We start from the raw sequence: 10,830 nt of genomic DNA on the forward strand, positions 1-10,830 counted from the left end.
CTCCACCGCGTCCACGTCCGCGGCCGACAGCCCCGCGCTCGCCAGGGCCGCCCGGATCACCCGCTGCTGCGAGGGGCCGTTGGGGGCGGTCAGGCCGTTCGAGGCGCCGTCCTGGTTGACCGCGCTGCCCCGGATCACGGCCAGCACCCGGTGACCGTTGCGCCGCGCGTCCGACAGCCGCTCCAGCAGCAGAAGGCCCGCGCCCTCGCCCCAGCCCGTGCCGTCCGCCGCGTCCGCGAAGGGCTTGCAGCGGCCGTCGGTGGCCATGCCGCCCTGGCGGCTGAACTCGACGAAGGCGCCGGGGGTGGACATGACGGCGACGCCGCCCGCCAGGGCCAGCGAGCACTCCCCCGCCCGCAGGGCGTGTGCCGCCAGGTGCAGCGCCACCAGGGAGGAGGAGCAGGCCGTGTCCACGGTGACGGCGGGACCTTCCAGGCCCAGGGTGTAGGCGACGCGTCCGGAGACGACACTGCCGGTGTTGCCGGTGAGGATGTGGCCCGCGACGCCGTCGGGGACGTCGCGCAGCACGGAGCCGTACTCCTGGTTGCTGCAGCCGACGAAGACTCCGGTGCTGCTGCCGCGCAGGGCGGCGGGGGCGATGCCGGCACGTTCGACCGTCTCCCAGGCGACCTCCAGCAGCAGCCGCTGCTGCGGGTCCATGGCGAGGGCCTCGCGCGGCGAGATGCCGAAGAAGTCGGCGTCGAAGCGGTCGGCGGCGTGGACGAAGCCGCCCTGGGCGGCGGCGCTGCCGCCGTCGCCCTCGTGTCCGAACAGTGCGTCGAGGTCCCAGCCGCGGTCGGCGGGGAAGCCCGTCATGGCGTCCGTGCCGTCGGCGAGGAGCCGCCAGAAGTCCTCGGGGGTGTCGGCTCCGCCCGGCCAGCGGCAGGCCATGGCGACGATGGCGACCGGCTCGGTCATCGCCTCCTGCAACCGCTGGTTGTGCTTGCGCAGCCGCTCGTTCTCCCGGAGCGAGGCACGGAGGGCTTCGACGACTTTTTCGGAGGACATGCTCAGCTCCACACTTCGCGCTTCGATGCAGACAGGGGTCCAGACCGGCTGGACGGATTGGGACGGGGGCAGCGCACGCTCAGTCGTCGGCGCCCAGGGCCATCCGGACGAGGTCGTCGACGTCCATGTCGTCGACGTCCACGTCGGCGACGGCGTGGTCGGCGTCGGCCGGGGTCGGCGGCTGCTGACCGGTCCGGGCGGCGGGGGCGGGGGCCGACGCGAGGTCCATGAGCGTGTCCAGCAGCCCCGATTCACGGAACCTGGTGATCGGGATGGACGTCAGCAGCTTGCGGATGGCCGCCTCGTCGGGTTCGCCCGGACGGGGAGCGGTCGTGCCCGGTGCGGTCGGGACCTGGTCCGTTCCGGTCGCGAAGTGCTCCCGGTGCAGGTGGTCGGCGAGCACGGCCGGGGTGGGGTAGTCGAAGACCAGGGTGGCGGGCAGCAGCACCCCCGTGGCGGCGTTGAGCCGGTTGCGCAGTTCGACGGCGGTGAGCGAGTCGAACCCGAGTTCCTTGAAGGACTGCTCCGGGTCGATCCGGGCGGCGGACGCGTGCCCCAGGACGGCGGCGACCTGGCGGCAGACCTCCTCGGCCAGCCTGCGGTGCCGGTGGGGGGCGTCGAGCCGGGTCAGTTCGGCGGCGAGGTCCTGCCCGCCGCCCGGCCGGGCGGCGGGTGTGCGCTCCGCGACGGTGCGGCGGGGCCGGGCCAGCCCGGCCAGCAGCGGGGGCGCCGGGTCCTCGGCCCCGAGGCGCGTCGTGTCCACGGCCATCGGCAGGCACACGGCGACCGGCTGGTCCAGGGCCTCGGTGAAGAGGGCCAGGCTCTCCTTGGGGGCGAGCGGCGGCAGTCCGGCGCGTTCCATGCGGCGGACGTCGGCGTCGCTGAGGCCGCTGGTCATTCCGGTGGCCTGGGACCAGGGCCCCCAGGGCAGGGACAGGGCGGGCAGGCCCAGTGCGTGCCGGTGTCCGGCGAGGGCGTCGAGGAAGGCGTTGGCCGCCGCGTAGTTGGCCTGGCCGGGGGCGCCCAGGGTGCCGGCGACCGAGGAGAAGAGGACGAACGCGCTCAGGTCGAGGTGGCGGGTGAGGTCGTGGAGGTGGACGGCGGCGTCCAGCTTGGGGCGCAGCACGGCGTCCAGCCGCTCGGGGGTGAGATGGCCGACGACGGTGTCGTCGAGGACGCCGGCGGCGTGGACGACGGCGGTCAGCGGATGGCCGTCGGGTACGGAGGCGAGCAGGGCGGCGACCTGGTCCCGGTCGGCGACGTCGGCTGCCCGGACGCTCACCTCGGCGCCGAGCTCCTCCAGTTCCGTGACGAGCGGGGCGGCCTCGGGGGCGGCGGCTCCACGGCGTGAGGCGAGCAGCAGGTGGCGTACGCCGTGCTCGGTGACCAGGTGGCGGGCGAGCAGGGCGCCGAGGCCGCCCGTGCCACCGGTGACGAGGACCGTGCCGTGCGGGTCGAGCGGTGCGGGGACGGTGAGGACGACCTTGCCGATGTGGCGGGCCTGCGACATGTGGCGGAAGGCTTCCGGTGCGCGGCGCACGTCCCACGCGGTGACCGGCAACGCGGTCAGCGCTCCGGTCTCGAAGAGGCCGACGAGGGTGGTGAGCATCTCGCCGATGCGGTCGGGTCCGGCCTCGATGAGGTCGAACGCCCGGTAGTGGACGCCGTGATGGCGGGCTGCGACGTCCTCGGGGTCGCGGACGTCCGTCTTGCCCATCTCCAGGAATCGTCCGCCGGGGGCCAGCAGTCGCAGGGAGGCGTCGACGAACTCGCCCGCCAGGGAGTCCAGGACGAGGTCGACGCCGCGGCCGCCGGTCGCGGCGCGGAAGGCGGTCTCGAAGGTCAGGTCGCGGGAGGAGGCGATGTGGGCGTCGTCCAGTCCGGCGGCACGCAGGGCGCCCCACTTTCCGGGGCTCGCGGTGGCGTACACCTCGGCGCCGAGATGGCGGGCGAGCTGGGTGGCGGCCGTTCCGACGCCGCCGGCGGCCGCGTGGACGAGGACGGTCCGGCCCTCGGTCACGCCGCCGAGGTCGACGAGGGCGTAGTACGCGGTGAGGAAGACGATCGGCACGGTCGCCGCCTGGGCGAAGGTCCAGCCGTCGGGCATACGGGCGACGGTGCGGGCGTCGGCCACCGCCACGGGTCCGTAGGCGGCGGGGAACATGCCCATGACGCGGTCGCCGACGGTGAGGCCGGTGACGCCGGGGCCGACCTCGGTGATCACTCCGGCTCCCTCCAGGCCGAAGTCACGGGCCGGACCTGGGTACATGCCGAGGGAGTTGAGCACGTCGCGGAAGTTGACGCCCGCGGCGCGGACGGAGAGCCGTATCTCGCCGTGGGCGAGGGCGCGTTCGGCGTCCGGTGCGGCGACGAGTTCCAGCCCGTCGAGGGTGCCCTTGCGGACCATGTCCAGCCGCCAGGCCGCGCCCGGGGCGGAGTGCGGGGGGCGCAGGGCGGTGGCCGGGTCGGTACGGGTGATGCGCGGGAGGTGCACGGTCCCCTCGCGCAGGGCGAGTTGGGAGTCGGTGCGGGCCAGCGCCGCGGGCAGGGCGGCGAGCGAGGCGGGTGCGGTGTCGGTGTCGAGGAGGACGAACCGGCCGGGGTGTTCGGACTGCGCGGAGCGGACGAGGCCCCAGGCCGACGCTGCGGCCGGGTGGCGCACCCCGGGTCCGGCAGGTCCGTCCGGCATGAGCGCCTCACGGGTCACCAGGACGAGCCGGGTGGCGTCCAGCCGTCGTTCGGCGAGCAGTTGACGGACGAGGGCGAGGGCGTGCCGGGCCGCCGTGTGACCCGCCCGGTCGAGCGGACCGTCGTCGTGGGGGACGACGGCGAGCACGGCGCCGGGGACGGTGTCGGCGTCGGCGTCGGCGTCGGTCAGGGCCGCCGCCAGGGCGGCGAGGTCGGCGGCCTCGGTGATGTCGACGGGGACTCCGGCGGCGCCGAGCAGGGCGGCGAACTCCCGGCCGGCGGCGTCGCCGAGGACGGTGAGCCCGCCCGGGTACGACGGGTCGCCCGTCACCGGCTGCGGCTGCGGCTGCCAGGCGAGCCGGAAGAGGTCGCCCGCGCCCCGGTCGGGGCGGGCGCGCAGCCGTTCGGGGTCGATCTCGCGCAGGGTGAGGGACCCGACGGTGGCGACGGGACGCCCGGTGGCGTCGGCCACGTCGAGGGCGACGGTGTCCTCGCCGCGCAGGGCGAGCCGGACCCTTACGGCGGTGGCGCCCGTGGCGTGCAGGGTCACGTCCCGCCAGGAGTACGGCAGCCGGCCGGGCGCGGACTCGTCCAGCGGCAGGAAGGCGGTGGCGTGCAGGGCGGCGTCGAGCAGCGCGGGGTGCAGACCGTAGCGGGCGGCGTCGGCGTGTGCTCGATCGGGCAGGGCGATCTCCGCGTACACGTCGCCGTCGACCCGCCAGGCGGCCCTCAGCCCCTGGAAGACGGGCCCGTAGCCGAAGCCGGCCGCGGCGAGCCGGTCGTAGGTGTCGTCGACGGCCAGTTCCTCGGCTCCCGCGGGCGGCCAGTCGGCGAGCGGGACGCCGTCGGGTCCGGGGCGGGCGCCGGGGGCGAGGATGCCGTCGGCGTGCAGGGTCCAGGGCCGGTCGGCGGGGGCGTCGACGGGCCGGGAGTGCACGCTGAGCGGACGGTTGCCGTTCGCGTCGGGGGCGCCGGTGCGCAGTTGCAGGGCGACGGCCTGATCGGCGGTCAGCAACAGCGGTTCGACCAAGGTGAGTTCGGTGATCCGGTCGCAGCCCGTGCGCTCGGCGGCGAGCAGCGCCAGATCGAGGTGGGCGGTGCCGGGCAGGACGGTGGTGCCGCCGACGGCGTGATCGGCGAGCCACGGCTGGTCGGTCACGGAGAGCCGGCTGGTGAAGACGTGGCCGCCGGCGTCGGCGAGGTCGACGCGCGCGCCGAGCAGCGGGTGGCCGGCGTCGGCGAGGCCCGCCGCGGCCAGGTCGCCCGCGCTCCGGCCGCCCGTGGCGGGCCAGTAGCGCTCGCGCTGGAAGGCGTAGGTGGGCAGGTCGACGGTCCTGCCGGAGCCACCGGTGGCGGCGCTCCAGTCGAGGTCGACGCCCTGGGCGTGGGCGTGTGCGAGTCCGGCGAGCAGGGTTGCGGTCTCGTCCTGGCCGGGGCGCAGCAGGGCGACGGCGACGGTGTCGGCGGGGTCGGTGACGGAGTCGGCGACCAGGGCCGTGAGGGTGCCGTCGGGGCCGATCTCCAGGTAGCGGCGGACACCGGCCTCCTGGAGGGTGCGCACGCCGTCGTGGAAGCGGACGGCCTGACGCACATGCCGGACCCAGTAGTCGGGCGAGGCGAGTTCGTCGTACCGGGCCGGCCGGCCGGTGACGTCGGAGACGACGGGGATGAGCGGCTCGTGGTACTCCAGCGTGGCGGCCACCTCGCGGAAGTCCTGGAGCATGGGCTCCATCAGGGGCGAGTGGAAGGCGTGGCCCACGCGCAACCGCCTGGTGCGCCGGCCCTTCTCCTCGATGCGGGCGGCGACGTCCCGGACGGCGTCCTCCTCGCCGGAGACCACCACCGAGCGGGGTCCGTTGACCGCGGCCAGGCTCACCCGGTGTTCGCGGCCGTCCAGCAGGGGCAGCACCTCCTCCTCGGCGGCCTGGAGGGCGATCATGGCGCCGCCGGCGGGGAGGGCGTCCATCAGCCGGCCGCGTGCCGTGACCAGGGCGCAGGCGTCGCGGAGGGAGAGGACCCCGGCGGCATGCACGGCGGCCAGGGAGCCGACGGAGTGGCCGAGAAGGTGGTCGGGGGTCACGCCGAGGCCGCGGACGAGCCGGTACAGGGCGACTTCCAGCGCGAACAGGGCCGGCTGGGCGTGACCGGTGCGCTCCAGCAGCGCTCCGGCGTCGCCGAGGACGGCCTCGCGCAGCGCGGTGCCGAGGACGTCGGCGCCGAAGTGGGCGCACACCTCGTCGAAGGCGTCGGCGAAGGCCGGGAAGGCGGCGTACAGGTCGCCTCCCATGCCGGGGCGCTGGGCGCCCTGGCCGGTGAAGAGGAAGGCGGTGCGTCCGCCGCGCGCGGCGGTGCCCGTCCCGTCGGACCGCGGGGCGCCGGAGGCCAGCCGGGCCAGCTCGGCGAGCAGGTCGTCGCGTCCGGCGCCGAGCAGCACCGCGCGGTGTTCGAAGACGGGGCGGGTGGTCGCCAGGGAGTGGCCGAGGTCGGCGGCGGAGAACTCGGGGTGCCGGACGGCGTGGTCCAGCAGCTTCCGGGCCTGGGCGCGCAGCGCCTCGGGGGTGCGGGCGGACAGCGGCCAGGCGGTCGTCGCGTGGGCGACCGGCCGCTGCCGGGCGGGCGCGCCGGTGCGGGGTGCGACCGGGTCCGACGGAGCCTCTTCCAGGATGACGTGGGCGTTGGTGCCGCTGAACCCGAAGGACGAGACGCCCGCGCGCCGGGGGCGGCCCTCCTCGCGCTGCCAGGGCCGGGCTTCGGTCAGCAGGGCTACGGCGCCGGGGGCCCAGTCGACCCGGCTGGAGGGCCGCTCGGCGTGCAGGGTGCGGGGCAGTTCGCCGTGGTGCAGCGCCAGCACCGTCTTGATGACGCCCGCGACTCCGGCGGCGGCCTGGGTGTGGCCGATGTTGGACTTCACCGAGCCCAGCCACAGGGGCCGCTCCCGGTCCTGGCCGTAGGCGGCCATGAGCGCCTGGGCCTCGATGGGGTCGCCGAGGACGGTGCCGGTGCCGTGTCCCTCCACGGCGTCGACGTCGGCGGGGGTGAGCCCGGCGTCGGCCAGCGCGGCCCGGATCACCCGTTCCTGCGAAGGACCGTTGGGAGCGGTCAGGCCGTTGCTTGCGCCGTCGGAGTTGACGGCGCTGCCGCGCACCACGGCGAGGACCCGGTGCCCGTTGCGCCGGGCGTCGGACAGCCGCTCCACCAGCAGCATCCCGGCGCCCTCGCCCCAGCCCGTGCCGTCGGCGCCGTCGCCGTAGGCCTTGCAGCGTCCGTCGGGTGCGAGACCGCGCTGGCGGCTGAACTCCAGGAACGCGGCCGGGGTCGACATCACGGTGACGCCGCCCGCGAGCGCCAGATCGCACTCGCCCGCGCGCAGCGCCCGGGCCGCCCAGTGCAGGGCGACCAGGGAGGACGAGCAGGCGGTGTCGACGGTGACGGCGGGGCCCTCCAGGCCGAGGGTGTAGGAGATGCGGCCGGAGACGACGCTGGCGGCGTTGCCGGTGCCGAGGTAGCCGTCGACGTCGTCCGAGGACGTGCGCAGCAGGGCCGGGTAGTCCTGGCCGTTGGTGCCGGCGAAGACGCCGGTCCGGGAGCCGCGCAGGGTGCGCGGGTCGAGGCCGGCGCGCTCGACGGCCTCCCAGCACACCTCGAGGAGCAGTCGCTGCTGCGGGTCCATGGCCAGTGCCTCGCGCGGCGAGATGCCGAAGAAGGCGGGGTCGAACCGGTCGACGCCCGGCAGGAAGCCGCCGGTGCGGGTGTAGCTGGTGCCCTCGTGGTCGGGGTCCGGGTGGTACAGCGAGGTGAGGTCCCAGCCGCGGTCGTCGGGGAATCCGGTCAGGCCGTCGCCCCCGGAGGCGAGCAGGTCCCACAGCCGCTCGGGCGTGTCGGCGCCGCCGGGGAGCCGGCAGGCCATGCCGACGACGGCGATGGGGTCGTCGGCGCCGCCGTGCGCGGCGCGGGGCGTTCCGGTGGCGGACCGGGCGGATCGGTCGCCGGCCGGCAGCGAGCGCAGCAGATGGGCGGCGAGCGCGGCCGGGGTGGGATGGTCGAAGGCGACGCCGGCCGCGAGCCGCAGGCCGGTACGGCGTTGCAGCGCGTTGCGCAGTTCGACGGCGGTCAGCGAGTCGAGTCCGAGGTCGCGGAAGGCCCGTTCGGGGTCGGCGGCGGGAGCGTCCGGGGCGTGACCGAGGACGGTGGCGATCTCCGTCTGCAGGAGACGCAGGACGGCGCCGGGCCGCTCGGTGGCCGGCAGGGCGGCGAGGGTGCGGGCCAGGCGTCCGCCCGTCCTGGGGGCCCCGGCGGTACGGCGTGCGGAGACGGCGGGGTCGCGGAGCAGCGCCGGGGTGGGGGTGGTGGCGGCCCGGGCGGTGGCCAGGTCCAGCCGGACCGGCAGGAGCACCGGGCGGTCCTGTGCCGACGCGAGGTCGAGCAGGCGCAGGGCGTCGGCGGTGGACAGCGGCGCGATGCCCGCACGGGCCGTCCGGGTGCGGTCGGCGTCGCCGAGACCGGCCGTCATGGCGCTCTCCTCGGCCCACAGGCCCCAGCCCAGGGCGAGCGCCGGCCGTCCCTGCGCACGGAGCGTGGCGGCCAGCGCCTCCAGGAAGGCGTTGGCGGCCGCGTAGCTGCCCTGGCCGGGACCGCCGAAGGTGGCGGCGGCGGACGAGAAGAGCACGAAGGCCGACAGGTCCATGTCACGGGTGAGCCGCTCCAGATGGGCGGCGGCGTCCGCCTTGGGCCGCAGCACGGCCGACAGACGGTCCGGGGTCAGCGCGGCGATGACGCCGTCGTCGATCACCCCGGCGGCGTGGAAGACGGCGCCGAGGGGACGTTCCTCGGGCACGGCGTCCAGGAGCGCCGCGAGCGCGGCCGGGTCGGCCACGTCGCAGGCGACGAACGTCACCTCGGCACCGGCCTGTTCGAGGGCGGCGCGCAGGGGGGCGGCTCCGGGCGCGTCGGGGCCGCGGCGGCTCGCCAGCAGCAGATGCCGTGCTCCGTGCGCGGAGGCCAGGTGGCGGGCGACGGCCGCGGCAACGGTGCCGCCCGCCCCGGTGACGAGCACGGTCCGCTCCGGATCGAGAAGCGGCCTCGCGGAGCCGTCCGGGCGGTGCCGGACGAGGCGGGCGGCATGGGCGCGTCCGGCCCGCAGGGCGATCTCCGTCTCGCCGCTGTGCGCCGCCTCGCAGACGGCGGCGAGGAGCGACTCCGGGTCGGTGCCGGAGTCGGTGTCCACGAGCAGGAAGGTCCCCGGGTCCTCCGACTGCGCCGAGCGCACCAGACCGCGTACGGCGGCCGCCGCGAGATCGGCGACCGGCTCGCCGGGCCGGACGGCCACCGCGTTCCGGGTGAGCAGGACCAGCCGGGCGCCGGCCGTGCGTTCCTCGGCCTGCCAGCGCTGGAGCAGTTCCAGAGCCGCGGCTGTCGACTCGTGCACGGCGGCGGGCGGTTCCGTGTCACCGCTCTCCCAGGACGCGAGGACCAGGTCCGGCACGGGTGCGCCGGGTTCGGCCAGAGCGGTGAAGAAGGCGTCCGGGTCGGCGTGGACGTCGGCGTCCGCCGGGGCGGGTCCGGCGCCCAGGAAGGCCACCGCGGGCCGGTGCGCGGGCGCCGCGGCCGGGGGCAGCGCGGTCCAGTCGACGGCGAACAGGGCGTCGTCGGCCGGGGACGTGGCGGTCGCGGGCAGCTCCTCCACGGGGGTGAGGGCGACCGCGCCGACGGTGGCGACGGGCGTGCCGGACTCGTCGGCGAGGTCGAGTCGCAGACTGCCGTCGGGGCGGGGCCGGAGCCTGATCCGCAGCGTCTGCGCACCGGCCGCGTACAGGGTGAGGTCCCGCCATGTCGTGGCGAATCCCGCGGGGTGGCCGAGCGCGGGGGCCGCGTGCAGGGCCGCGTCGAGGAGCACCGGGTGCAGGGCGGCCCGCAGGGCGTCGGCCCGGAGCTCCTCCGGTACGGCGACCTCGGCGTACGTCTCGTCTCCGGCCCGCCACACCGCGGTGAGACCTCGGAAGAGGGGGCCGTGGTCCATCCCGCGGGCCCGCCACGCCTCGTGGATCTCGTCGACCTCGTCCGGGTCCAGGGCCTGGGCGCCCGGCGGCGGCCAGGCAGCGTCCTGCGCGTCCGGCCAGGGCAGCTCCGGCGTGCCACCGGCCTGCGCCAGGACACCGCGGGCGTTGCGGGTCCAGGGCCGGTCGGCCGCTTCCGCCGCGTCCTGAGTCCGGTCGCCGACGGCCGGGGCGGGCCGGGAATGGCAGGCGAACGCCCGGTTGCCGTCCTCGTCCGGGCCGTCGAGGACGACCTGGATCTCGACAGGCCCCTGGCCGCCGCCGTCGAGTACGAGCGGTCGTTCCTGTGCGAGTTCGACGACGTGGTGCCCGCCGACGGCTGCGCCGAGATGCAGGGCGAAATCGACGTAGGCGGCGCCGGGCAGGACGGTGACGCCCCCCGTGGCGTGGTCGGCCAGCCAGGGGTGTGCGCGGGTGGAGAGCACGGTGGTGGCCAGCACGGACGAGGAGTCCGCAAGGGTCACGGCGGCGCCGAGCAGCGGATGACCGCCGGCGCGCCGCCCGGCGCCGGGCACCGGGTCGAGCCAGAAGCGCCGCTGCTGGAAGGCGTAGGTGGGCAGTTCGACCGTCCTGGCGGCGGGGAGCAGCGCGGTCCAGTCCGGGCTGCTTCCGTGCGCGTGCAGCGCGGCGACGGCATGGAGCAGCGTCACCGCCTCCGGCCCGTCCTTGCGCAACGTGCACGCCAGGACACTGCGGTCGTCGTCGAGGAACGCACGGGCGAGGGCGGTGAGGGTGCCGTCCGGCCCGAGTTCGACGAAGCGCGTGGTCTTGTCCCCTGCGAGGGCGCGGACGGCGTCGGTGTACCGGACCGTCCGGCGGACGTGCCGCACCCAGTGCTCCGGGGACATCAGCTCCTCGGCGCTCGCGGCCTCCCCCGTGACCGTGGAGACGACGGGGAGTTCGGGACGCCCGTACGTCAGGCTCTCGGCGACCTCACGGAAGTCGTCGAGCATCGGCTCCATCGACGGCGAGTGGAAGGCATGGCTCACCCGCAACGCCGTCACCTTCCGGCCCAGGCCACGGAAGCGGTCCGCGATCTCCTCGACCGCCGGTGCCGCACCCGAAACCACCACCGCCCGCG

At 76.2% G+C, this 10,830-nt stretch carries 2 protein-coding genes; both read right to left on the bottom strand.

Annotated elements, in window-relative coordinates:
- Nucleotides 1-1,008 (bottom strand): beta-ketoacyl synthase N-terminal-like domain-containing protein (locus IE239_RS40730; protein WP_229878785.1); only part of this gene is annotated, 1,008 nt, incomplete at its 3' end.
- A gap of 79 nt (nucleotides 1,009-1,087) precedes the next feature.
- Nucleotides 1,088-10,822, bottom strand: a complete 9,735-nt coding sequence (locus IE239_RS40735; protein ID WP_308435463.1) for an SDR family NAD(P)-dependent oxidoreductase — start codon at nucleotides 10,820-10,822, stop codon at nucleotides 1,088-1,090.
- Between the last annotated feature and the right edge of the window lie 8 nt (nucleotides 10,823-10,830).

It is taken from the genome of Streptomyces humidus, from assembly GCF_014649655.1.
GTDB classification, from domain to species: domain Bacteria; phylum Actinomycetota; class Actinomycetes; order Streptomycetales; family Streptomycetaceae; genus Streptomyces; species Streptomyces humidus.